Here is a 21,224-nt window from a genome sequence, read left to right as displayed (position 1 = left end):
CCCTCTCAGGCGACAGCCGCAGCCAGATCCGCCATGGGTTCGGGCCGCCCGAGGAAGTAGCCCTGGGCAAAGTCAAAGCCCAGCTCGCGCACGCGCTCCAGCACGGCCTCGCTGTCCACAAACTCGGCCACGGTGCGCACGCCCAGCACGCGCGCCACCTCCAGGAAGCCGCGCACCGAGACGTCGTCCACGGGGTCCTGCAGCATGCCTTTGATGAACTGGCCATCGACCTTGATGATGTCCACCTTGAGCGACTTGAGGTAGCCGAAGTGCGAGGCCCCGGCGCCAAAGTCATCGAGCGCCACGCAGGCGCCCAGCTCGCGCAGGCCGTTCACGAAGCTGGCCACCTCGGTGAGGTTGGCGATGGCCACGGTCTCGGTGATCTCGAAGCACAGCTTGGCGCACAGCCGGGGCGCCAGGTCGGCCAGCTCGGTCAGCAGGGCGTCGCAGAAATTGGTATCGGCCAACGAGCAGGCCGAGAGGTTGACGTGCAGCGAGGCCACCTGCTCGGCACGCTCGCCTTCACTGAGCCAGCGGATGGACTCGCGCACCACCCACTGGTCGAGCCGCGGTGCGAGTCCGAAGCGCTCCGCCGCAGGCAGGAAGGCGCCGGGCGGCGCCAGGCTGCCGTCGCTGTTCAGCATGCGGACCAGCGCCTCGCCATTCCAACCGCCAGACTCGGTGCTGCCGCCCAAGGGCAGGATGGGTTGCACGTAAAGCACGAAGCGGTCGTCGTCCAGCGCCTGGGTGATGCGCGTGGCCCAGGCCATGTCGCCGCTGCGCTCGCGGATGGCACGGTCGCCTTCGTTCCAGACATGCACGCGGTTGCGGCCCGCTTCCTTGGCGGCATAGCAGGCGGCGTCAGCCGCCTTGATGACGGCGGCCAGGTCGCCCGAGTCGGTGTTCACCTGCACGAGGCCGATGCTGGCGCCGATGCGGAAGCGCCGGCCGTCGTGCTCGAAGCGGAAGGCGTCCATGCGCTCGTAGATCTGCTGCGCCACGCGCAACGCCTGGCTGCTGGAGCACTGCTCCAGGATCATCCCGAACTCGTCCCCACCCATGCGGGCCAGGGTGTCGCGCGAGCGGACCAGGGTGCGGAACATCTGCGCCAGTTGCTTGAGCAGCTCATCACCCACCGCGTGGCCGCAGGCATCGTTGACGAGCTTGAACTGGTCGAGGTCCAGGTAGAGCACGGTGTGCAGGGTGCCGTGCACCTTGGACTGCTCCAGCACGCGCGCCAGGCGCAACTCGAACTCCTGGCGGTTGACCAGGTCGGTCAGCGCGTCGTGCTTGGCGCGGTGGCTCATCTCGCGGCTCAGGCGGCGCTGTTCGCTCACATCGCGCAGCACCAGCACGGCGCCCAGCACCTGGCCTTCGGCATCGCGCAGCGGCGCACCGGTTTCCTCCACGGCCAGGCGCCGGCCCGTGCGTGACACCAGGGCCACCGGGCCCTTGAGCTCGGACGGCGCGACCGGGTCCAGGCAACTGCCGAGCAGGTTTTGCAGCGGCAGGCCGCTCTCCTCGCTGACCAGCTGCACCACGTCTTCCAGCAGGCGGCCGTTGGCCTCGGCCGACCGCCAGCCGGTCAGGCGCTCGGCCACGGGGTTGAGCCAAGTGATCAGGCCAAAGGGGTCGGTCGTGATCACCGCCTCGCCAATGGACTGCAGCGTGACGTGCATCAACTCGTGCTGGCGCTCCAGCTCGCTGCCGAGCTCGAACACATCGGTCATGTCCCAGGTGGTGCCCAGCAGCGCCACCACGCGGCCCATGCTGTTCAGGCTGGCGCGCGCAGCCGAGCGCATGTAGCGCACGCAGCCATCGGGCCGGACGATGCGGAACTTGATGTCATAGGGCTTGCGGCCCTCGACCACCTCGCTCACCTCGTGCGCGACACGGGCGCGGTCGTCGGGGTGGACAAGGGTCAGCCACTCGTCGTAGCTGAGGTCGGTGGCGTCCTCGGGCAGGCCGTAGAGCTGGAAGATGCGGCGCTCCCACGACAGGTAGTTGCCCCGCACGTCGTACTCCCATACGGCCAGGTTGCCGCCTTCCAGCGCCAGCTCCAGGCGCTGGCGCGCGCGCTGCAGGGCCTCACGGCCCTCGACCTCGTGCGTGCAGTCCACATGGGTGCCAAACATCCACTCGGGTTGGCCGGTGGCGGTGCGCGTCAGCACCCGGCCCACCGTCCGGATCCACACCCAGTGGCCGCGGCGGTGGCGGGCGCGCAGCTCGCATTCAAAGCGCTCGTCAAGGCCGTCGAAGTGCCGGCGCAGGCGCTCGTCGGCACGCTGCAGGTCGGTCGGGTGGACGAGTTGCGTCCAGGTCTCGACGGTGGTGGGCTCCAGCTCATAGAGCGCATAGCCCAGGATCTCGGCCCAGCGCTCGTTGAAGCGCGTGGCTCCGGTGGCGATGTTCCAGCGCCAGGTGCCCACGCCGGTGCTCTCGATCACCGACGAGAGGTAGTCACGCTCGGCCCGCAGCTCGGCCGACTGCTCGGCGTGGTGCCGCGCATCCCGGCGCAGCTCCAGCGCTGCGGACGCCGCGCGGCTGAGCTGCTGCAACACCGCGCGCTGGTGGGCGTCCAGCGCACGCGGCACGCGGTCGATCACGCACAGCGTGCCCACGCGCGAGCCGTCAGCCAGCTGGATGGGCGCCCCGGCGTAGAACTGGATCCCGGGGTCGCCCGTCACCAGCGGGTTGTCGGCAAACCGGGCGTCGGCGGTGGCGTCGCGCACCTCCAGCACGTCGGGCCCCAGGATGGCATGGGCGCAAAAGGCCAGGTCACGCGGCGTCTGCTCGGCCGTGAGGCCCACCCGGGCCTTGAACCATTGGCGCTCTTCGTCCACCAGGCTGACCAGCGCCATCGGGGTGCCGCAAACGGCAGCGGCGGCGGCCACCAGCTCGTCAAATCCGGGCTCAGCCGGCGTGTCCAGCACCCCGAGACGGCGCAGGGCCGCCAGCCTTGCGGCTTCGTCGAGGGGGTGGGGAGCTGGAATCAAAAGGGGTCTCCTGGCGGCACCGCGGCGGCGCGCCAAAGCGCCGAATCCGAAAGGTGCAGCCGGGCACACTGCTCCACCTGCACGAGCAGCCCGCATCTCCACCTCCAGTCCGAGCGTAGCGAGCAGATCGGCCGGATCAAGAGTGCCCTTGGTCAGGCGCTGTGAATTTCTTCGCGCGGCTTGCCGTGTCAAGCCCTGAGTTACTCGAAGCTCGCCGCGCGGGCGCCGTCCAGGCTGCCGCACACGCCCACCTAAACTTGCGACTTTTTCCCGCCAGGGGTGGCCGTTTGTGGCGGCCCCAGGGCTTGTTGTTAGCTCCCATGATCCCGACCGCGTCGCGGGTTGCCGGCGCACCAGCGCCAGCGCAGCCGCCGCTGAGCGTCTCCGCGCTGCTGGCCACCTGGCAGCTGCGCCCCGCTCCCGCCCATCCCCCCATTACGCAGACCCTGGCCCAGGCCCTGGGCTGGGCGGATGCGCTCGCGCTCTCGCAGGTGCTGGACCAAACCTGGCCACCCGCTGCGCTGCTCACGCCGCCCGCGCCCGCCTGCCAGGCCGTGCTGCAGGAGGCGCAAGCGGCGCTGGTGCGCCTGCAGCAAGAGCTGGCCGACGCGATGCGGGACCCGCTGCTGGCGGCCGATGCCGCTGCCACGGCAGTGATTCGCCCAGCGCTCGCCCCCTACCGCCTGCACCTCTCGCAACAGCAGCGCCACCTAGCCGCCCGCGTGGCCAGCCTGCGTGAGCGCCTGCAGCAGCGCCTTGTCAGCCTGGGCGGCCCGCTCGCGCCCCTGGCCCAGCTGGACGCCCTGCTGGCCCGCGCACTGGCCGAGCCCGAACGCCAGGCCTTCGCTGCCCTCGCCGCCCAGCTCTGGCAGCGCGCCGAGCGCCATCTCGACGCCGACCCGCGCCACGGCCTGCGCCGCGTCTGGCAAGACCTGCAGCGCCTGCTCGAAGCCGAACTGGCCCAGCGCCTGCAACCCGTCTGCGGCCTGATCGAGGCCCTGGAAGCCCACGCTGCCGACCCCCAGCCCCCCGCATGAACCGACTCCTCACCCTGCTCTACCCACTGACCGTGGCCCTCGGCAGCGCCGGCCTCGCCGCCGCTGCATTCAACGCCGCGCGCCACCACCCGGTGGCCCTGGCCATGGCCCTGCTCATCGCTGCCGGCTTTGCCCTCGGCGTGGCTGAACTGCGCGCCTTCCGCCGCGCCACGCAGGGACTGAGCACTGCCCTCGCTGCCTTGACCCAGCCGGCCACCCCGGCCTGGTTGCAGACCGTGCCCGCCGCCCTGCGCACCGCCGTTGAGCAACGCCTGGCCGGCCAGCGTGTGGCGCTGCCGGGCCTGGCCCTGGCGCCTGCGCTCACCGGCGTGCTGGTGCTGCTGGGCATGCTGGGCACCTTCATCGGCCTGGTGCTCACCCTTGGCGGCACGGCCGACGCCGTCAGCAACACCGCCGACCTCAGCGCCCTGCGCGCCGCGCTCGGGGCGCCGGTGCGCGGCCTGGGGCTGGCCTTCAGCGCCTCGGTTGCGGGCGTCACCGCCTCGGCCACGCTAGGCCTGCTGCTGGCCCTGGCCCGCCGCGAGCGCACCGACTGCAGCCGCGCGCTCGACCTCGCCCAACTGGGCCCCCTGCGCCCGCTCACCGCCGAGGTCCAACGCGAGCAAGCCCAGGCCGCCGCCGAGCAAGCCGCGCGTGACGCCACGGCCGCGCAGCAGCGCGCGCTGGTCGAGCAGTTCCAAGCCTTCAGCCAGCAACTGGCCAGCACGGTGACCGAGCAGCTCGCCAGCCAGCAATCGCGCTGGGAGGGCCGCCAGCACGAGGCCCAGCAGCGCTTCCACACCGAAGCGCTGGCCGCCTACCAGGGCCTCGCCAGCAGCGTGGACACCACGCTGCGCACCAGCCTGCACGAAGCCCTGACCAGCAGCCAGCAGCACGCGCGTGACACCCTGCAGCCGCTGGCCGAAGGCCTGCTCAGCCGCATCGGCCACGCTAGCTCCGCCCTGCAGACCCAGCTCGGCCAGCAGCTTGCCCACTGGGCCGCGCAGCAGAGCGAGACCCTGCAAGCCAGCACCCACCAGCTCGCCACCGAACAGGCCGCCCAGGCCAGCGCGCTGCGGGCCCAGTTTGAGCAAGGCAGCCAGCAGTTGATGGACCATACCCAGCGCGCCCAGGCCGCGCTGCTCGATGCCGTCCGCGCCGCGCAAGACGCCTGGCTCAAGGACAGCCGCGACGCGCATGCCAGCTTGCTGGCCGAAACGCGGGACGCTGAGGCGGCACTGCTCTCGCAGACCCGCGAAGCCGAAGCCGCACTGCTCACCCAGACCCGCGAGGCCGAGACCGCGCTGCAGGCCAGCAGCGCCACCCAGAGCCGCGCGCTGCTGCAGGCCCTGCACGACCAGCAGCACACGCTGCAACTGGCCCACGCCGAGGCTGACCGCGAACGCCTCGCCGCCTGGGCGCAGGCTCAGCAAGCCGCTGCCCAGGCGCAGCAGGCGCACTTGCAGGCCCTGGTCGGCCAGGTCGAGGCGCAAACCCAAGGCCTGATGCGCGAGGCTGCCGCCCTGCTGCAGGCCGCCGGCGAGGCACCGCGCGCTGCGCTCGACACCATCGCCGCGCTGCGCGAACAGCTGGCCCAAAGCCAGGCGCAAGACCAGGCCGCGCTGCAGGAGCGCGCCGCGCTGATGCAGACCCTGGGCACCCTGCTGGCCTCGCTGCAGCACGCCGCCGCCGAGCAGCGCAATGCCATCGACGGCCTGGTGCAGTCCGCAGGCCAACAGCTGGGCGACGCGAGCCGCCAGTTCGGCCAGCAGGCCGCGCAAGCCGGCGCCGACATGACACGTGCCGCCGAGCAGATCGCCCTCAGCCTGCAAGCCAGCGCGGGCGAGGTGGGCGCGCTGAGCGAGGGCCTCGCCGCTGCGGTCGAACAAGCGCGCAGCAGCCAGGCCGAGCTGGTGGCGCAGCTCACCGCGCTGCAAGACAGCCTGGCCCAGGCCATGACCCGCAGCGACGACCAGATGGCCTACACCGTGGCCCAGGCGCGCGAGGTCATCGACCTCTGCCTCGGCGCCCAGCAGCAGGCGCTCGCCGCGCTGCAACAGGCCGGCGGAGGCGCACGTGGCTGAGATGCTGGACGACGGCCTCGACCTGCCCGATGTTGAGGACATCGGCACCCCCGCCTGGGCCAGCTTCGGCGACCTGATGGCCGGCGTGCTCGGCGCCTTCGTGCTGGTGCTGGGGGCGGCCTTGGTCTCGCAGCTGGACCTGGCCGAGCGGCTGGATGCCGAGCAACGCCAACGCCAGGCCGAAGTGGCCCGCCGCGAGGCGCTGGAGCGCGCGCTCTCGGGCCCGCTGGCGGATGGCCGCATCACGCTCAAGGACGGGCGCATCGGCATCAGTGGCTCGGTGCTGTTTGCCACCGGGTCTGACCAGCTCCACCCCGACGGCCGCGCGCTCTTGCACACCCTCGCGCGCCCGCTGGCCACCTACCTGGCCCAGCGCGACGAGGTCTTGATGGTCAGCGGCTTCACCGACGACCTCGGCGTGGCCAAGCGCGGGCCCTTCCGCTTTGAGGACAACTGGGAGCTGTCGGCCCAGCGCGCGCTGACGGTCGTGCGCACCCTGATGCAGGAAGGCCTGCCACCTGACGCCGTGTTTGCCGCCGCGTTTGGGCCCCAGCAGCCGGTGGCCTCCAACGACACGGCCGCCGGCCGCGCGCAGAACCGGCGCGTGGAGCTGTCGCCAACGCCCCGGCCTGCTGCCGCGCGGCCTTCCGCCGCTTCAGCCGCCTCCGCGCCATGAGCGAACCCGACGCCATCCAGCACGCCGTGCTGCAAGGCCTGGCCCGCCGCGCCGCCGCTGCCAGCGGCCCGCTGCGCGAGGCCATGGAGGTCAGGATGAAGCCGCTGGCACAGCGCCCAGCGCCACCACCGGCCGCACCTGCTGCGCCCCGCGCCCGCCCCTGGGCCGACCTGCTGGCGCGCCTGGGCACCGAGGCCCGCGCACGGCCGCAGGCCCAAGCCGCGCTGGCAGGCGCCCAGCGCCTGAGCCTGCAGCGCCACCTTGCCGACCTGCAAGCCCCACTGCCCGAGCAGCTCGGCCCCCTCAACAATGAGGTGCTGGCCCGCCGCGCGCTGCAGCAGCTGCAGGCGCTCAGCCCCGCCTACCTGCAGCGCCTGGCCACGCAGCTGACGGCGCTGGCCGCCTTGGCACCACTGGCGTCGGAGCCCGCGCCGCCCAAGCCCGCAAGCCCAGCGAGCAAGCCCCGCAGCAAAGCCACTGCACCGCGCCGCCGGTGATGCGCGAGAGCCTGGCCCGACTGTCTGGCACTGCAACAATGCAGCCCGTGCCCGCCGCCTTGTTCGCCCGCCTCTCCAGCCTTGCTGCTGCCGCCCTGCTGGCCGCCTGCGCCAGCGTCCCGCCGCCAGCGCCCCCTGCAGGGCCCCAGACAGCGCCCGCACCGGGCGCTCCGCCCACCGCGCGCACCAGCCCCGACCCGGCCGTCATCTACGCCCCACCCGCCATCGACCGAAGCTTCACCTCGGTCGCGCAGGACAGCCGCGTGCAGTTCATCGTGCTGCACTACACGGCCATCGACTGGGACAAGTCGCTGCGCGTGCTGACCACCGGCGGGCAGGTCTCCGCCCACTACCTGGTGCGCGACAACCCGGCGCAGATCTACCAGATCGTCGACGAGAACCGCCGCGCCTGGCATGCAGGCATGAGCTTCTGGGCCGGCAACAGCTACCTGAACGCCGCATCCATCGGCATCGAGATCGTCAACCCCGGCTACACCGACACGCCGGCCGGCCGCGTCTACGCGCCCTACTCGCAGGCCCAGATCGACCAGGTCATCGCCCTGGTGCGCGACCTGCAATGGCGCCACCAGGTCAAGCCCGAGCGCATCATTGGCCACGCGGACATCGCCCCCGGCCGCAAGCAGGACCCGGGGCCCAACTTCCCCTGGAAGCAGTTTGCCGACGCCGGCCTCATCCCCTGGCCTGACGCCGAGGCCGTGCGCACCAAACGCCTGGACCACGAGATCAGCCCACGCGACATCGGCTGGGTGCAGGAGCGGCTCGCGCGCATCGGCTACAACGTGCCGCGCACCGGCCTGCTCGACGAGATGACGCAGGGCGTGGTCAGCACCTTCCAGATGAAGTACCGGCCCACCAACATCGACGGCCTGATCGACGCTGAGACGGCCGCGCTGATCGACGTGGTCTCCACGCCCGAGCTGATGCGCATCAAGCGCTCGGACGAGTTGGTCACCAAGCCCTACACGTCGAAGTTCTAGATGCTGCGCCTGCTGCTGCAACGCCTCGCCACCCTGATCCCGACACTGATCGGCATCACCCTCGTGGCCTTCGGCTTGATCCGCCTGGTGCCGGGTGACCCGGTCGAGGTGATGATGGGCGAGCGGCGCCTGGACCCCGAGCAGCACGCCGAGATGCTGCACCGCCTGGGGCTGGACCAGCCGCTGCACGTGCAGTACCTCGACTACCTGGGCCGCTTGCTGCACGGCGACCTGGGCCAGAGCCTCGTCAGCCGCGAGGCCGTGAGCAAGGACTTTGCGGCCCTCTTTCCCGCCACGGTGGAGTTGTCGCTCGCGGCCCTGCTGCTGGCCGTGAGCCTCGGCCTGCTGCTCGGCGTAAGCGCCGCCTTGAAGCGCGGCTCGCTGCTCGACCAGGGCGTGATGGGCGTGGCCACGGTCGGCTATTCGATGCCGGTGTTCTGGTGGGGCCTGATCCTCATCATGTTCTTCTCGGTCAATCTCGGCTGGACGCCGGTCTCGGGCCGCATCGGCATCGAGTTCGACCCCGAGCGCGTCACCGGCTTTATGCTCGTGGACGCCTGGCTGAGTGGTGAGGAAGGCGCCTTCAAGTCGGCCGTCCTGCACCTCATCCTGCCTGCCCTGGTGCTGGGCACCGCCACCACCGCCGTGATCGCGCGCATGACGCGCTCCAGCATGCTCGAAGTGCTGCGCGAGGACTATGTGCGCACGGCGCGCGCCAAGGGCCTGTCGCCCACGCGCGTGGTCGTCGTGCACGCGCTGCGCAATGCCTTGATCCCCGTGCTGACCGTGGTCGGCCTGCAAACCGGCAGCCTGCTTGCGGGCGCCGTGCTGACCGAAACCATCTTCTCGTGGCCCGGCATCGGCAAGTGGCTGATCGACTCCATCGCCCGACGCGACTACCCAGTCGTCCAGGCCGGCATCCTGATCTCGGCGCTGACGTTTATAGGTGTGAACTTGGTGGTGGACTTGCTGTACGGCGTGGTGAACCCGCGCATCCGGGGCGGGGGGCATTGACATGGGCAGTTTCAAATCCTCGCGAGCCTGTCTACGCGTCATCGGCGACAGCTTGGTACCTGATGAAATCACCGCAGCCTTAGGCGCTACACCCACCAAGGCACAAACCTTGGGTGAAGTTTTGAGGCTTGCCAACGGACGAGAGCGTGTTGCGAGATGCGGCTCATGGCGCCTGGAAGCCGCAGAGGCCTCGCCTGAAGACACCAACGCTCAGGTACTTGAACTGCTGTCGCAACTGAGTTTGGACTTGAGCGTGTGGCGAGACATTGCGGCGCGCTTCCGACTGGATTTGTTCTGCGGTTGGTTCATGAACGACGGAAACGACGGCGTCGTTCTGGCGCCGGAAACGCTATTGGCTTTGGGCGAACGCGGGATTGCACTTTCTCTGGACATCTACGCGCCGTACGCCGATGAATAGCCACGCAGCCTCGACCGCACCCCTCGAGCCGGCCGGCCCGCTCCGCGAGTTTTGGCAAAGCTTCGCCGAGAACCGGGGCGCGCTGGTCGCCTTGATCGTGTTTGCCTTTATCGCGCTGGCTTGCCTGTTCGCGCCCGTCGTGGCGCCGCACGACCCCATCGAGCAATACCGCGACGCGATGCTGGCGCCGCCGGTCTGGGCCGAGGGTGGCAGCACGCGCTTTTTGCTGGGCACCGACGAACTGGGGCGCGACATGCTGAGCCGCTTGCTGCATGGCGGCCGCGTGTCATTGGGCATCGGCCTGGCCTCGGTGCTCATGTCCATGATCCCCGGCGTGCTGCTGGGCCTGGCAGCCGCCTTCTTCCAGCGCTGGGCCTCGCCGGCCATCATGCGGGTGATGGACATCGTGCTGGCCCTGCCGAGCCTGCTGCTGGCCATCTGCGTGATCACGGTGCTGGGGCCGGGCCTCGTGAACACCGTGATCGCGATTGCGATTGGGGCGCTGCCTGGGTATGTGAGGCTGACGCGGGCGCAGGCGCTTGGCGAGATGGGGCGGGACTATGTGACGGCGAGCCGGGTGGCTGGCGCTGGGTTGCCGCGCTTGATGTTCTTGACCGTGTTGCCCAACTGTCTGGCGCCCTTGATCGTGAACGCGACCTTGGGGTTTTCGTCGGCGATTTTGGAGGTGGCGGGGCTGGGCTTTTTGGGGCTGGGCGTGCAGCCGCCTACCGCCGAGTGGGGGACCATGTTGTCCACCGCGCGGGACTACATCGCCAGGGCGCCGTGGGTGGTGACGTTGCCGGGGTTGTCGATCTTGGTGACGGTGTTGAGCGTCAACCTGATGGGGGATGGGCTCAGGGATGCGTTGGATCCGAAGCTGAGGAAGGTGTCTTGAGGATGCATTGTCTTGGCTTTGGATTGGTGGCGCGGCCCATGCCGGGGCGGGACCCGGCATCAGCCTCGGAACACAAACAACTCAACGCGGCGCAACACAAAGGAGGTCTCACCAAATGACCCTCCTCTCCGTCCAAAACCTCAGCGTCCACTTCGGCAACTTCCAAGCCGTTGACCGCGTCTCTCTCTCCGTACAACCCGGCGAATTCGTTGGCATCGTCGGCGAGTCCGGCTCGGGCAAGTCGGTCAGCATGCTCGCCCTCATGGGCCTCATCGAGCCACCGGGCCGCGTCAGTGCCGACGCCATCGAATTCCAAGGCCAAAGCCTGCTCACCCTCTCGGCCCGCGAGCGCCGGCGCCTGATCGGCAAAGACGTGGCGATGGTGTTCCAGGATGCGCTGGCCAGCCTCAACCCCAGCTACACGGTCGGCGCGCAGATCGCCGAGGTGCTGCGGGCGCATCTGGGGCTGAAGGGCCGTGCAGCGCGGGACCGGGTGGTGGAGTTGCTGGAGCTCGTGGAGATCCCCGATGCGGCGAGCCGGCTGGACGCCTACCCGCACCAGCTCTCGGGCGGCATGAACCAGCGCGTGATGATTGCGATGGCGATTGCCTGCCAACCCAAGCTCTTGATCGCCGACGAGCCCACCACCGCGCTCGACGTGACCATCCAGGCCCAGGTCATGGCCTTGCTGCGCAAGCTGCAGCGCGAGCAGGGCATGGGCCTGATCATGATCACGCATGATCTGGCCGTGGTGGCCGAGATGGCAGAGGGCAACCCGCACCAGGTGGCGGTGATGTACGCCGGCCAGGTGGTCGAAACGGGCCCGCTGCCGGCCCTCTTTGACGCGCCGCGCCACCCCTACACACACGCGCTGCTGGCCTCGCTGCCTGAGCAGAACAAGGGCACCAGGCGGCTGCATGCGCTGCCGGGCATCGTGCCCGGCGCGCTGGACCGACCGGCAGGCTGCTTGCTGGCGCCGCGTTGCCCCCACGTGGCCGCGCGCTGCCAGCTGGAGCGGCCGCTGCTGGAGGCCGGCGTGCGCTGCTTCTTCCCGCTCGCACAAGGGGCCACCCATGTCTGAGCCCAAGCTGGTGCTGCAAGCCGAGGCACTCGCCCGCCACTACCGCGTGCGCCGTGGCCTGTTCGCGCCCGCCGCCACCGTCAAGGCGCTCAACGGCGTGAGCTTTGAGTTGCGTGCGGGCCAGACGCTGGCCGTGGTGGGCGAGTCGGGCTGCGGCAAGAGCACGCTGGCGCGCCAGCTCACGCTGATCGAGCCGCCCACGAGCGGCCACCTCCAGATCGACGGCGTGCGTGTGGATGCGGCCCGACGTGCGCAGAATCAGGCACAGATCCAGGCCCTGCGGCGCCGCGTGCAGATGGTGTTCCAGAACCCCTTTGCCTCGCTCAACCCACGCCGCACCATCGCCAGCACCCTGGCCGAGCCGCTGGTGATTGCGGGCGGCTACTCGGCGGCTGAACGCGCCGAGCGCGTGGAACAACTGGCCACCACCGTGGGCCTGCGGCCCGAGCACCTGCGCCGCTACCCGCACATGTTCTCGGGCGGGCAGCGCCAGCGCATCGCGATTGCACGGGCCATGGTGCTGAACCCGGGCATCGTGGTGGCCGACGAGCCTGTGAGCGCGCTCGATGTGTCCATCCAGGCCCAGATCCTGAATCTCTTCCTGGACCTACAGGCCGAGTTCCAGACGGCCTATGTCTTCATCTCGCACAACCTCAGCGTCGTCGAGCACGTGGCCGACCGCGTGATGGTGATGTACCTCGGCAGCGCGGTGGAGGTGGGCGACAAGCAGCGGCTCTTCGCCGCGCCGCTGCACCCCTACACACAGGCCTTGATGAGCGCCACGCCGCAGCTCAAGGCGGCCGAGCGGCGCGAGCGCATCCTGCTCAAGGGCGAATTGCCCAGCCCCTTGAACCCGCCCTCAGGCTGCGCCTTCCACAAGCGCTGCCCGCGCGCCACGGCACGCTGTGCCGAGGAGACACCGCTGCTGCGCGAGGTGGATGGGCGGCAGGTGGCCTGCCACGTGGTGTGAGGCGGTGAGAGGGCGCGCGCCTGGCGCGCCCTGGGGCCCTCAGAGCTGCGGACGGCGGCGCACGGCCACCAGCAGGGCAGCGCCACCCAGCCACAGCAGGGCCGTCGTTGGCTCGGGCACGGGAGCCGTGGCGCCGTCATAGAGCGCCAAGGACGCAATCTGGCCGTTGGCAAATTCCTGGTTGGCTGACGCACCGATGTTGTCGGCGAAGAAGGTCAGCAGGTGGCCAGGGTTCTGGGCGTTGTCGAGGCTGAAGACGCTGGTCAGCAGGCTGAACTCCATCTGCCCGTCGAGCCAGGCCTTGACGCGCTGCTTGCCGGCCTCGGGCGCAACGCTGAGCCAGACCTGATGAAACACTGACGTGGTGAAGAAGGTGGAGCCCGCCGGCAATGTTGAGCCCTCGACCGCTTCCAGGCGCTGGGACGGGTTCACATAGAAGCCGTTGTCGCTCTGCCGCCCCTGGAAGTCGATCAGGCGCCGCCAGCCACCGCCCGTGAGGGCGATGGTGTCAAACGACAGGGTCATGCCGACGCTGTAGTTGCTGTAGTTGCTGAGCAGGCCGGTGGCATCGAGTGTGAGGCCGCTCTGCTTGGTGGCATCGCTGCCATCGCCGCGCCAGTGATAGACCGTGCGGTTGACGCCATTGACCAGGGCGGTGTCAAAGCTGTTCTGGCCCAGCGGGTCAATCGCCGTCAGCGCAGGTGCGCCGCCCTGGTTGGCGTTCAGGGAGTTCTGGAAGCTGTAGCTGGCCACCAGCGTCTGGGCTTGGGCGAGCGCAGCGGTGCTGAGGGCGGCGGCGAGTATGAGGAATTTGCGCATGGGAGGACCAGGGGGGATCTGCAAGGCGCCCAGTGTCGAGTGCCGTACGCCGTCGCACCATCACCAGTTCTTGGTGCTGCGCGCTGCCAACTGGATACAAATCAAACCCGTCATGGGCAGGCGCATGGGCCCCAAAAACGGCAAGGGCAGCCAACAGGCTGCCCTTGTGATTTCAGGCCAGGCAGATCACTTCGGTGCGGAGGCGGCGTCGGCCATGCACTTCTTGACGTGGCTGTTCTTGGCAGCGCCGGCCAGCTTCTTGTCAGCGGCGGACTTCTCGCAAGCGGCAGCGCCTGTATCGGCCGGGGCGCCGGCATCGGCATTGCACTTCTTGAGGAAGCTGGTCTTGGCAGCACCGGCCAGCTTCTTCTCGGCTGCAGTGGCCTCGCACGAGGAACCAGCACCGCCCGCGTCGGCCTCGCACTTCTTGAGGAAGCTGGTCTTGGCCGCGCCGGCCAACTTCTTCTCAGCGGCCTGGGCGTCGCAGGCGGCGTTGGCGGCCAGCGCCTGGCCGGTGAAGGCGACGAGGCTGAGGATCAAACCGGCGAACAGGGTCTTCTTCATGGGCACTCCTAGAGGGTGTGGGGCTGAGGGGGCACGTTGGATTCCAACATGCCGCGCCGCGTCACAACGCAGGCTGTGGGGCGCCGTTGACAGTCACCCTAGGTGCAACGGGCCTACATGATCCGGCGCGGGTGCGCCAGCGACTCGTGGGCGGCGTGCAGGCGCCGCACCAGCACCTGGATGAAGCCGCGGTCAAAGCGGTGCTGGCACTCGCGGCTGAGCTGGGCCAGGGTCTCGGGCGTGAAGGAGATGGTGGTGCACTCCTCGCTCACGCGGATGTCGGTGCTGTGCTTGCGCAGCAGCGGGTTCGGGGCCAGGTAGGCCATCTCGCCCACCGAGGTGCCCTCGCCCAAGGTCGCCACCAAGCGCCCTTCGCGGAAGATCTCGACCTCGCCCTTGGCCAGGATGTGGAAGCTGTTGCCCTCCTGCCCGCGCTTGTAGAGCGCGTGGCCCACCTTGTAGCGGCGCCAGCGGGCACGGCGCACCACTTCCCAGAGCTCGATGTCGCCAAAGCCGGTGAAGAACTCCAGGCCGCGCAGCAGCTGGAAGCGCTCGGAGTCGCGCACCTCGGACAGCAGCACCAGCGGCACCAACTGCTTGGCCACCAGCTCGGACAGCGCCTTGCCGAATTCGTCCCAGTCGGGCCAGCGGTCTTCGGGCGTCTTGGCCAGCGCGCGCTGGATGACGGCGTCCAGCTCGGCCGTCACACCCTCGCGCTGGCCGACCAGGGAGGCCGGCGCCTGCTGGTAGATCTGGTGGATCAGCGCCATGGAGTTGGGCGCTTCAAACGGCGGACGGCCGGCGATCAGGTGGTAGAGCACGGCCCCGAGGGCATAGATGTCGGCGCGGCAGTCCACGTCGAAGCCCTCGACCTGCTCGGGCGGCATATAGGCCAGCGAGCCCACGCGGTGGATCTGGGTCGCATCGGCATTGAGGTTGAGCACGGAGCCGAAGTCGGTGACCTTGACGTCCACCACCTCGCCGCGCTCGTCCAGCACGGCCAGCAGGTTGGCGGGCTTGACGTCGCGGTGGATCAGGCCCTGGCGGTAGACATAGGAGAGCGCCATCGCGCACTTGAAGCCCAGCTCGACGACCTGGTCGAGCGGCAGCAGGCGGTCCATCCGGCAGAAGTGCTTGAGCGTGACGCCCGGCACGTACTCCATGACGAGGTAGGGCGCGTCGCCGAAGAGGGCGTCGCCCTTGACGGCATCCAGGATCTGGACGACGTTGGGGTGCTGCAGCTTGCCGGCCAGGGCCGCCTCGGCGCTGAAGAAGCGCTGGCTGAAATCGCTGGTGGGCTCGTCGCTGGCCTGCGACCAGGCGCGCACCCGCTTGATGGCGACCTGCTGGCCGTGGAAGGGGTCGAGCCCCAGGTAGACGTCGCTGGTGGCCCCCTCGCCCAGGCGCTTTTGCACCTGGTACTTGCCGATCTGGGCCGGGATGTCGTCGAGGCTGGCGTTCACGCGGGCATGATACGGAGCGCCCCGGACCGCGCCCTAGCCTCGGGCGTGGCAGAGCGCACGATTTCACAGCGCGTTACGGCTGGTCACGACTGGCGGCATCCTGCTGGAGGTTCCCTGATGTTTTCGCACGTCTTCCTGGGCACGCAAGACTTCACCCGCGCCCGCGCCTTCTACGAGCCGCTGATGGCCCTGCTGGGCATCCCCGTGCGCTTTGTGGACGAGGCCAAGGGCTGGATGGGTTGGCAGAGCGAGCCCGGGCCCCGCCCGCTGCTGCTGCTGGGCCGCCCCTTCGATGGCCAGCCGCACGCGGCCGGCAACGGCCAGATGGTGGCCCTGCAGGCCGCCACGCGCGAGCAAGTGGACGCCTTCCATGCGCTGGCCCTGAGCCTGGGCGCCCGGGACGAAGGCGCGCCGGGCCTGCGCCCGCACTACCACGCCCACTACTACGGCACCTATGTGCGCGATCTGGACGGCAACAAGCTGTGCGTGGTCTGTCACCAGGCGGCATGAGGCCCGGCCCCTCGGGGCCTCCCTAAAATCGCCCCCCATGATCCAAGCCAAGCAGGCGCTGCTCACCGCACTCGCCCAAGCCCTCCAAGACATCGCGCCCGGCTCGGCCGTGGCCGCCGCCTTTGAATCCCCCAAGCAGGCCGCCCATGGCGACCTGGCCTGCACGGCCGCCATGCAGCTGGCCAAGCCGCTCAAGGCCAACCCGCGTGAACTCGCCACCCGCTTGATCGCCGCGCTGCAGGCCCAGCCCGCCTTTGAGGCCTGGGTGCAGGCGCTGGAGATCGCCGGCCCCGGCTTCATCAACATCCGCCTCAAGCCCGCCGCCAAGCAGGCCGTGGTGGCCGAGGTGCTGGGCGCCGGCCTGACTTTCGGCAACCGCCCGGCCACCGGCAAACATGTGATGGTGGAGTTTGTCTCGGCCAACCCGACCGGCCCGCTGCATGTGGGCCACGCCCGCCAGGCGGCGCTGGGCGACGCCATGTGCTCGCTGTTCAAGACCCAGGGCCACGAGGTGACCCGCGAGTTCTATTACAACGACGCCGGCGTGCAGATCGCCACGCTCGCCAACTCGACCCAGATGCGCCTCAAGGGCTTCAAGCCCGGTGATGCCGAATGGCCCGAGGCCGCCTACAACGGCGACTACATCCAGGACATCGCTGACGCCTTCCTCGCCAAGCAGACGGTGAAGGCCGACGACCGGGAGTTCACCGCCTCGGGCGATGTGAACGACCTGGACGGCATCCGCCAGTTCGCCGTGGCCTATTTGCGCCACGAGCAGGACCTGGACCTGCAGGCCTTTGGCCTCAAGTTCGACAGCTACTTCCTGGAGTCCAGCGTCTACAACGGCGGCCAGCTCGAGAAGACGGTGGAACGTCTCATCGCCAGCGGCAAGACCTTTGAAGACGGCGGCGCGCTCTGGCTGCGCACCACCGACTACGGCGACGACAAAGACCGCGTGATGCGCAAGACGGAAGGTGGCTACACCTACTTCGTGCCCGACGTGGCCTATCACATCAACAAGTTTGAGCGCGGCTACACGCAGTGCATCAACATCCAGGGCACCGACCACCACGGCACCATCGCCCGCGTGCGCGCCGGCCTGCAGGCGGTGAATCTGGGCATCCCCCAGGGCTTCCCGGATTACGTGCTGCACAAGATGGTCACCGTGATGAAGGGCGGCGAGGAGGTCAAGATCTCCAAGCGCGCCGGCTCCTACGTGACCCTACGTGACCTGATCGACTGGACCAGCCGCGACGCGGTGCGCTTCTTCCTCATCAGCCGCAAGGCCGACACCGAGTTCACCTTCGACGTCGACCTCGCGCTCAAGCAGAACGACGAGAACCCGGTCTTCTATGTGCAGTACGCGCACGCCCGTGTCTGCTCGATCTTGAACAAGTGGGGCGGTGATGTCGCCAGCCTGGCCACGGCCGATCTCAGCCTGCTGACGGCCCCGACCGAAGAGGCGCTGATGCTCAAGCTCGCGGCCTACCCGGACATGCTCTCAAGCGCTGCCGCCAGCCTTGCGCCGCACGACGTGGCCTTCTATGCACGCGACCTGGCCGCCAGCTTCCACAGCTACTACGCCGCCGAGCGCGTGCTCGACCAGGCGCCCGAGCTCTGCCGCGCCCGCTGCGCCTTGCTGGCCGCCACGCGCCAGGTGCTGTCCAATGCGCTGGCCGTGCTGGGCGTGAGTGCGCCGGAGCAGATGAGCAGGGAACAGCCGGAGGCGGTCGAATGAGTGCAGAGAAGAAGGAAAAGGGCGGGTTCTTCGTCGGCGTGATCGTCGGGCTGCTGCTTGGGCTGGCCATTGCACTCGGCGTGGCGCTCTACATCACGAAGGCGCCTGTCCCCTTCATGAACAAGCTGCCCCAGCGCACGGCCGAGCAGGACGCCTCCGAGGCCGAGCGCAACAAGAACTGGGACCCCAACGCCCCGCTGGCCGGCAAGGCTGCCGCCCGCAGCGCCAGCGGCGTGGTGGTGGGTGGGGCCGCGTCGGCGCCGGTGGCGCCGGCGCCAGCAGCCGCAAAGGTAGACGCCAAGCCGGATCACAAGGCCGACGCCAAACCCGAAGCAAAGGCCGACACGAAGCCCGACGCAAAAGCCACGGCGGCGTCCGCCGCGGCGGCGGCCTCGGCAGCCGGCAGCGACCCCACGGTCTACTTTGTCCAGGTCGGCGCCTACGTGCGCGCCGAGGACGCCGAGAGCCAGAAGGCCAAGCTCGCGCTGCAAGGCTTCACCGCCAAGGTGCTGGAGCGCGAGCAGTCCGGCCGCACCGTCTTCCGCGTGCGCATTGGCCCCTTTGACACCCGCGCCGAGGGTGAAGCCCAGCAGACCAAGGTCGAAGGCGCCGGCTTCGAGGCCAACCTCGTCCGCGTCCAGCGCTGAAGGAGTCGCCCATGGTGATGCCCCGCCGCCCCCTCGTGCTTGGACTGCTGCCCGCCAGCTTGGGTCTGCCCCTGGCCGAGGCGCAGGCCCAGGCCGGCCCCATACCGGGCCGCCACTACGCAGTGCGCAACGCTCCGGCCCAGGCTCCAAGCGACCCCACGCGCATCGATGTGGTGGAGTTCTTCTGGTACGGCTGCCCGCATTGCTATGTGTTCGAGCCCGTGATCGAGCAATGGGCCAAGCAGTTGGCGGCAGACGTCAACTTCCGGCGCGTGCACGTGCAGTTCCGCGCCAACATGAAGGGCCACCAGCGCATGTTCTTTGCGCTGGAAGCCCTCGGGCTTGAACCCCAGGTCCGGCCTGCAATCTTCGCGGCCATGCATCGCCAGGGCCAGATGCTCGACGACCTGGAGTCACAGGCGCGCTTTCTGGCCATGGCCGGCGTGGACAGTGCCAAGTACCAGGCCGCCTGGAAGTCCATGGGCGTGGCCACGCGCTGCCTGCAAGCCGACCGCCTGGCTGAAGCCTACGACATCGACGGCGTGCCCTCGATTGGCATCGCCGGCCGCTTCCTGACATCGCCGAGCATGCAGAACACCGCCGAAGGCCTGCCCGAACCCGAACTTGGCCGCCGCGCTGTGCAGGTGGCCGACTACCTCCTCCAACGCCAACGGACCGCCCGATGAAACGCCGCGACCTCTCCGCCCTGATTGCCCTCGCCCCCTTGGCCGACCTGGCCAGCGCACAAGGCGCGCCGGTCGAAGGCAAGCACTACATCCGCCTCGGCCAAGCCCTGCCCAGCACGCCGGGCAAGATCGAGGTCGTCGAGTTCTTCTTCTACCTGTGCCCGCACTGCTTCGCCTTTGACCCGGTGCTGGAACAGTGGGTCAAGACCCTGCCGGCCGACGTCACTTTCCGGCGCGTCCCCATCGGCACCCAGGCCCAGCTCAAGCTGCTGGCCAAGGCCTACTACGGGCTGGAGAGCCTGGGCCAGACCCACGCCACCCACTCGGCACTGTTCAACGCCATCCACCGCGAGCGACTGGACCTGAGCACCGAGGACAAGCTGCTGGCCTTCCTCGGCCGCATCGGGCAGGACCCGGCCAAGGTCAAGCAGGCCATGAATTCTTTCGGCGTCCAGACCAAGGCGCAGCAGGGCCTGAAGCTGGCCGAGTCCAGCGGCGTCGACAGCGTGCCCCAGCTCACCATCGCCGGCCGTTGGCGCACGGGGCCCGGCATCGTTGGCGCACCCGGGCAGGCAGAAACCGTCTCGGGCCAACAAGCCTGCGCCGTTGCGGATTTCCTCATCAAACAGGCACGCGGCAAGGCTTGATTTCGGTCGGGCGCACCGGCGCAGGCGCCTAGAATCGCCTGCAACTTCTGTGCCGCCATGATCCGAAACGCGCCGCTGCTGGCCCCCGCCCTGCTGACCGCCCTGCTCGCCACGCTGTGGGGAGCCCCCGCCGCGCAGGCGGCCAAGACCGACCGGACCCAGCCCTTCGTCATCCAGTCTGACAACGGTGGCGAGGGCAACAAGATCTCGCAGCGCACCCGCCTGACGGGCAATGTGGTGATCTCCCAAGGCACGCTGCAGTTGCGCGCCGAGAGCGTGGACCTGCGCATCACGGCCGACGGCTTCCACCAGGCGCTGGCCAGCGGCACCACCGGCAAGCCGGTCAGCTTCAGCCAGGGGCGCGACGTGCCCGGCGAGAGCGTCCAGGGTCAGGCGGACCAGGTCGAGTTCGACACCAAGAGCGACACCGTGCGCTTCATCGGCAATGCGGTGGTCAAGGTCTTGCGCGGCACGGCCGTGGCCGAGGAGGTCTCGGGCGCCGTGGTGCTCTATGACAACCGCAACGAGGTGTTCCGCTTCGAGGGGGGCCACGCCTCGCCCAACCCGGCCGGCCGTACCCGACTGGTGATCATGCCTCGGGCCTCGGCGGCCGAGGCAGCAGCCTCCGCGGCACCGTTGCCGCTGCAGCCCAGCACCACGCTCACCCCTCCCGCGAAGACCGCTCCGTGATGACTGCCGCGACGGAGAGCCGCCACGAGACTGCCGCGACGGAGAGCCGCCTCGACGCCGAGAGCCTGGCCAAGAGCTACGGCGTGCGCCGCGTCGTCAAGAACGTGCACCTCAGCGTGCGGAGCGGCGAGGTGGTCGGCCTGCTGGGCCCCAACGGCGCCGGCAAGACCACCAGCTTCTACATGATCGTCGGCCTCGTCCGCTCGGACGCGGGCGTGATCCGCATCGACGGCCAGGAGGTGCAGCGCTTGCCCATCCATGCCCGCGCGCGGCTGGGCCTGTCCTACCTGCCGCAGGAGGCCTCGATCTTTCGCAAGCTCAGCGTCGAGCAAAACATCCGCGCGGTGCTGGAGCTGCAGCAGGACGAACGCGGCCGCTCCCTGCCCAAGGCGCGCATCGACGAGCTGCTCGAAGGCCTGCTGCACGACCTCTCCATCGAAAGCCTGCGCCACAGCCCGGCCCCCGCCCTCTCGGGCGGCGAGCGCCGCCGCGTCGAGATCGCCCGGGCGCTGGCCACTCAGCCGCGCTTCATCCTGCTGGACGAGCCCTTTGCCGGCGTGGACCCCATCGCCGTGCTGGAGATCCAACGCATCATCGGCTTCCTCAAGGCGCGCGGCATCGGGGTCCTGATCACCGACCACAACGTCCGCGAGACCCTGGGCATCTGCGACCGGGCCTACATCATCAGCGAGGGCACGGTGCTGGCCCAGGGCACGCCGGACGAGATCGTGGCCAATCCGGACGTTCGCAAGGTGTATCTGGGCGAACACTTCCGCATGTAGGGCAAGAGCGTC

General features: G+C 69.4%; 21 protein-coding genes. 17 read left to right on the top strand and 4 right to left on the bottom strand.

Annotated features, from left to right (window positions below):
* Nucleotides 1-5: 5 nt before the first annotated feature.
* The gene (locus ABDJ85_RS05430; RefSeq protein WP_347703718.1) at nucleotides 6-2,996 is read right to left on the bottom strand and encodes an EAL domain-containing protein; all 2,991 of its coding nucleotides are present in this window, start codon (nucleotides 2,994-2,996) and stop codon (nucleotides 6-8) included.
* Nucleotides 2,997-3,316: 320 nt separating this feature from the next.
* Between ABDJ85_RS05430 and ABDJ85_RS05425 the strand changes: the two genes are divergently transcribed.
* The 10 genes from ABDJ85_RS05425 (at nucleotide 3,317) to ABDJ85_RS05380 (ending at nucleotide 12,666) form a co-directional block, all read left to right on the top strand.
* Entirely contained in the window at nucleotides 3,317-4,033 is a 717-nt protein-coding gene (locus ABDJ85_RS05425; protein ID WP_347703717.1) for a DUF3348 family protein, read from the top strand.
* On the top strand, nucleotides 4,030-6,117 hold the full coding sequence (locus tag ABDJ85_RS05420; RefSeq protein ID WP_347703716.1) for a DUF802 domain-containing protein: 2,088 nt from the start codon (nucleotides 4,030-4,032) through the stop codon (nucleotides 6,115-6,117). The genes ABDJ85_RS05425 and ABDJ85_RS05420 overlap by 4 nt, the downstream gene beginning before the upstream one ends.
* Nucleotide 6,118: 1 nt before the next feature.
* Nucleotides 6,119-6,793 (top strand): OmpA family protein, encoded by a 675-nt coding sequence (locus ABDJ85_RS05415; protein ID WP_347703833.1) that lies wholly within the window; start codon nucleotides 6,119-6,121, stop codon nucleotides 6,791-6,793.
* Nucleotides 6,790-7,290 carry a DUF2894 domain-containing protein gene (locus ABDJ85_RS05410; protein ID WP_347703715.1) on the top strand — a complete coding sequence of 167 codons (501 nt, stop codon included), beginning with the start codon at nucleotides 6,790-6,792 and terminating at the stop codon, nucleotides 7,288-7,290. Before ABDJ85_RS05415 ends, ABDJ85_RS05410 begins: the two co-directional genes overlap by 4 nt.
* 47 nt (nucleotides 7,291-7,337) lie before the next feature.
* Nucleotides 7,338-8,288, top strand: a complete 951-nt coding sequence (locus ABDJ85_RS05405) for an N-acetylmuramoyl-L-alanine amidase (protein WP_347703714.1) — start codon at nucleotides 7,338-7,340, stop codon at nucleotides 8,286-8,288.
* On the top strand, nucleotides 8,289-9,302 hold the full coding sequence (locus tag ABDJ85_RS05400) for an ABC transporter permease subunit (protein ID WP_347703713.1): 1,014 nt from the start codon (nucleotides 8,289-8,291) through the stop codon (nucleotides 9,300-9,302).
* A gap of 1 nt (nucleotide 9,303) precedes the next feature.
* The gene (locus tag ABDJ85_RS05395; RefSeq protein WP_347703712.1) at nucleotides 9,304-9,720 is read left to right on the top strand and encodes a DUF4279 domain-containing protein; all 417 of its coding nucleotides are present in this window, start codon (nucleotides 9,304-9,306) and stop codon (nucleotides 9,718-9,720) included.
* A complete protein-coding gene (locus tag ABDJ85_RS05390; protein WP_347703711.1) occupies nucleotides 9,713-10,615 on the top strand; it encodes an ABC transporter permease subunit in 903 nt (300 codons plus the stop codon). The genes ABDJ85_RS05395 and ABDJ85_RS05390 overlap by 8 nt, the downstream gene beginning before the upstream one ends.
* Before the next feature lie 115 nt (nucleotides 10,616-10,730).
* Entirely contained in the window at nucleotides 10,731-11,696 is a 966-nt protein-coding gene (locus ABDJ85_RS05385) for an ABC transporter ATP-binding protein (protein ID WP_347703710.1), read from the top strand.
* Entirely contained in the window at nucleotides 11,689-12,666 is a 978-nt protein-coding gene (locus ABDJ85_RS05380) for a dipeptide ABC transporter ATP-binding protein (protein WP_347703709.1), read from the top strand. The genes ABDJ85_RS05385 and ABDJ85_RS05380 overlap by 8 nt, the downstream gene beginning before the upstream one ends.
* Nucleotides 12,667-12,705: 39 nt before the next feature.
* Here the strand turns inward: ABDJ85_RS05380 and ABDJ85_RS05375 are convergent, their stop codons facing one another.
* The 3 genes from ABDJ85_RS05375 to ABDJ85_RS05365 all read right to left on the bottom strand — a co-directional run bounded on the left by ABDJ85_RS05375 (nucleotide 12,706) and on the right by ABDJ85_RS05365 (nucleotide 15,512).
* Complete coding sequence (locus tag ABDJ85_RS05375; RefSeq protein ID WP_347703708.1) at nucleotides 12,706-13,485, bottom strand: PEP-CTERM sorting domain-containing protein; 780 nt, start codon at nucleotides 13,483-13,485, stop codon at nucleotides 12,706-12,708.
* Nucleotides 13,486-13,671: 186 nt separating this feature from the next.
* Nucleotides 13,672-14,049: a hypothetical protein gene (locus ABDJ85_RS05370; RefSeq protein ID WP_347703707.1), complete on the bottom strand. Its 378-nt coding sequence runs from the start codon at nucleotides 14,047-14,049 to the stop codon at nucleotides 13,672-13,674.
* Nucleotides 14,050-14,162: 113 nt separating this feature from the next.
* Entirely contained in the window at nucleotides 14,163-15,512 is a 1,350-nt protein-coding gene (locus ABDJ85_RS05365; protein WP_347703706.1) for a protein kinase domain-containing protein, read from the bottom strand.
* A 117-nt stretch (nucleotides 15,513-15,629) separates the two neighbouring features.
* Between ABDJ85_RS05365 and ABDJ85_RS05360 the strand changes: the two genes are divergently transcribed.
* Genes ABDJ85_RS05360 through lptB form a run of 7 tightly spaced genes read left to right on the top strand, consistent with a single transcriptional unit; the run spans nucleotide 15,630 to nucleotide 21,212 of the window.
* Nucleotides 15,630-16,022 carry a VOC family protein gene (locus ABDJ85_RS05360; protein ID WP_347703705.1) on the top strand — a complete coding sequence of 131 codons (393 nt, stop codon included), beginning with the start codon at nucleotides 15,630-15,632 and terminating at the stop codon, nucleotides 16,020-16,022.
* 37 nt (nucleotides 16,023-16,059) lie between these two features.
* Entirely contained in the window at nucleotides 16,060-17,760 is a 1,701-nt protein-coding gene (gene argS / locus ABDJ85_RS05355) for an arginine--tRNA ligase (protein ID WP_347703704.1), read from the top strand.
* Nucleotides 17,757-18,407, top strand: a complete 651-nt coding sequence (locus ABDJ85_RS05350) for an SPOR domain-containing protein (RefSeq protein ID WP_347703703.1) — start codon at nucleotides 17,757-17,759, stop codon at nucleotides 18,405-18,407. The genes argS and ABDJ85_RS05350 overlap by 4 nt, the downstream gene beginning before the upstream one ends.
* Before the next feature lie 11 nt (nucleotides 18,408-18,418).
* Nucleotides 18,419-19,093: a thiol:disulfide interchange protein DsbA/DsbL gene (locus tag ABDJ85_RS05345; protein ID WP_347703702.1), complete on the top strand. Its 675-nt coding sequence runs from the start codon at nucleotides 18,419-18,421 to the stop codon at nucleotides 19,091-19,093.
* A complete protein-coding gene (locus ABDJ85_RS05340; RefSeq protein ID WP_347703701.1) occupies nucleotides 19,090-19,740 on the top strand; it encodes a thiol:disulfide interchange protein DsbA/DsbL in 651 nt (216 codons plus the stop codon). Before ABDJ85_RS05345 ends, ABDJ85_RS05340 begins: the two co-directional genes overlap by 4 nt.
* Nucleotides 19,741-19,797: 57 nt before the next feature.
* Nucleotides 19,798-20,430, top strand: a complete 633-nt coding sequence (lptA, locus tag ABDJ85_RS05335; RefSeq protein ID WP_347703700.1) for a lipopolysaccharide transport periplasmic protein LptA — start codon at nucleotides 19,798-19,800, stop codon at nucleotides 20,428-20,430.
* Nucleotides 20,430-21,212 carry an LPS export ABC transporter ATP-binding protein gene (lptB, locus tag ABDJ85_RS05330; protein WP_347703699.1) on the top strand — a complete coding sequence of 261 codons (783 nt, stop codon included), beginning with the start codon at nucleotides 20,430-20,432 and terminating at the stop codon, nucleotides 21,210-21,212. The genes lptA and lptB overlap by 1 nt, the downstream gene beginning before the upstream one ends.
* Nucleotides 21,213-21,224 lie beyond the last annotated feature (12 nt).

It is taken from the genome of Roseateles paludis, assembly GCF_039872745.1.
In the GTDB taxonomy this organism is placed as follows: Bacteria; Pseudomonadota; Gammaproteobacteria; order Burkholderiales; family Burkholderiaceae_C; genus Pelomonas; species Pelomonas paludis.
This window is presented reverse-complemented; position numbering and strand designations above follow the sequence as displayed.

Coding starts and splice junctions, on each gene's coding strand:
- ABDJ85_RS05425 (WP_347703717.1), top strand. CDS start 3,317: ATGATCCCGACCGCGTCGCGGGTTGCCGGCGCACCAGCGCCAGCGCAG.
- ABDJ85_RS05420 (WP_347703716.1), top strand. CDS start 4,030: ATGAACCGACTCCTCACCCTGCTCTACCCACTGACCGTGGCCCTCGGC.
- ABDJ85_RS05415 (WP_347703833.1), top strand. CDS start 6,119: ATGCTGGACGACGGCCTCGACCTGCCCGATGTTGAGGACATCGGCACC.
- ABDJ85_RS05410 (WP_347703715.1), top strand. CDS start 6,790: ATGAGCGAACCCGACGCCATCCAGCACGCCGTGCTGCAAGGCCTGGCC.
- ABDJ85_RS05400 (WP_347703713.1), top strand. CDS start 8,289: ATGCTGCGCCTGCTGCTGCAACGCCTCGCCACCCTGATCCCGACACTG.
- ABDJ85_RS05395 (WP_347703712.1), top strand. CDS start 9,304: ATGGGCAGTTTCAAATCCTCGCGAGCCTGTCTACGCGTCATCGGCGAC.
- ABDJ85_RS05390 (WP_347703711.1), top strand. CDS start 9,713: ATGAATAGCCACGCAGCCTCGACCGCACCCCTCGAGCCGGCCGGCCCG.
- ABDJ85_RS05385 (WP_347703710.1), top strand. CDS start 10,731: ATGACCCTCCTCTCCGTCCAAAACCTCAGCGTCCACTTCGGCAACTTC.
- ABDJ85_RS05380 (WP_347703709.1), top strand. CDS start 11,689: ATGTCTGAGCCCAAGCTGGTGCTGCAAGCCGAGGCACTCGCCCGCCAC.
- ABDJ85_RS05375 (WP_347703708.1), bottom strand. CDS start 13,485: ATGCGCAAATTCCTCATACTCGCCGCCGCCCTCAGCACCGCTGCGCTC.
- ABDJ85_RS05370 (WP_347703707.1), bottom strand. CDS start 14,049: ATGAAGAAGACCCTGTTCGCCGGTTTGATCCTCAGCCTCGTCGCCTTC.
- ABDJ85_RS05360 (WP_347703705.1), top strand. CDS start 15,630: ATGTTTTCGCACGTCTTCCTGGGCACGCAAGACTTCACCCGCGCCCGC.
- argS (WP_347703704.1), top strand. CDS start 16,060: ATGATCCAAGCCAAGCAGGCGCTGCTCACCGCACTCGCCCAAGCCCTC.
- ABDJ85_RS05350 (WP_347703703.1), top strand. CDS start 17,757: ATGAGTGCAGAGAAGAAGGAAAAGGGCGGGTTCTTCGTCGGCGTGATC.
- ABDJ85_RS05345 (WP_347703702.1), top strand. CDS start 18,419: ATGGTGATGCCCCGCCGCCCCCTCGTGCTTGGACTGCTGCCCGCCAGC.
- ABDJ85_RS05340 (WP_347703701.1), top strand. CDS start 19,090: ATGAAACGCCGCGACCTCTCCGCCCTGATTGCCCTCGCCCCCTTGGCC.
- lptA (WP_347703700.1), top strand. CDS start 19,798: ATGATCCGAAACGCGCCGCTGCTGGCCCCCGCCCTGCTGACCGCCCTG.
- lptB (WP_347703699.1), top strand. CDS start 20,430: ATGACTGCCGCGACGGAGAGCCGCCACGAGACTGCCGCGACGGAGAGC.